Origin of the sequence: Nonomuraea corallina, from assembly GCF_027620315.1 — a bacterium.
GTDB classification, from domain to species: domain Bacteria; phylum Actinomycetota; class Actinomycetes; order Streptosporangiales; family Streptosporangiaceae; genus Nonomuraea; species Nonomuraea corallina.
The window spans coordinates 1-437 of sequence record NZ_JAPNNL010000363.1 but is presented as its reverse complement, the minus strand read 5'-3'; the positions used below and the strand labels follow the sequence as shown (position 1 = coordinate 437).

Annotated in this window: 1 protein-coding gene; it reads left to right on the top strand. The window is 73.2% G+C overall.

All coding sequences use genetic code 11. The features are described from left to right. Positions 1-6: 6 nt before the first annotated feature. Positions 7-437, top strand: a 431-nt coding sequence (locus OUY22_RS36710) for an SDR family NAD(P)-dependent oxidoreductase (protein WP_333486892.1), incomplete at its 3' end; no start/stop codon positions are given.

Genomic DNA, 437 nt, shown 5'->3' with positions numbered 1-437 from the left:
GGTGCGGTGCTGGTGACGGGTGGGACCGGTGGGCTGGGTGCGCTGGTGGCTCGGCGGCTGGTGGAGCGGCATGGGGTGCGGGATCTGGTGCTGGTGTCGCGGCGTGGCGGGGCGGCCGCGGGTGCGGGTGCTCTGGTCGCGGAGCTGGAGCGGGCGGGTGCCCGGGTGCGGGTGGTGGCGTGTGATGTGGGCGATCGGGTGGCGGTGGGGGAGCTGCTGGGGTCGGTGGGTCCGCTGGCTGGGGTGGTGCATGCGGCGGGGGTGCTGGATGACGGTCTGGTGGAGGGGTTGACGCCGGAGCGGGTGGCGGGGGTGCTGGGGCCGAAGGCGGATGCGGCGTGGTTCCTGCATGAGTTGACGGTGTCGTCTCCTCCGGGGTTCTTCGTGTTGTTCTCCTCGCTGGCGGGGGTGTTGGGCAATGCGGGTCAGGGGGCGTA